General features: G+C 31.5%; 1 pseudogene. It reads left to right on the plus strand.

The annotated features are described in order from the left end of the window. Window positions 1–300 (plus strand): annotated as a pseudogene (srtA, locus tag IDG60_RS03325) (class A sortase SrtA); the annotation flags it as partial. Window positions 301–302: the final 2 nt, after the last annotated feature.

Here is a 302-nt window from a genome sequence, read left to right on the forward strand (position 1 = left end):
GAATCACTAGATGATCAAAATATTTCAATTGCAGGACACACTTTCATTGACCGTCCGAACTATCAATTTACAAATCTTAAAGCAGCCAAAAAAGGTAGTATGGTGTACTTTAAAGTTGGTAATGAAACACGTAAGTATAAAATGACAAGTATAAGAGATGTTAAGCCTACAGATGTAGAAGTTCTAGATGAACAAAAAGGTAAAGATAAACAATTAACATTAATTACTTGTGATGATTACAATGAAAAGACAGGCGTTTGGGAAAAACGTAAAATCTTTGTAGCTACAGAAGTCAAATAATC

Source organism: Staphylococcus sp. EG-SA-2 (genome assembly GCF_017152085.1).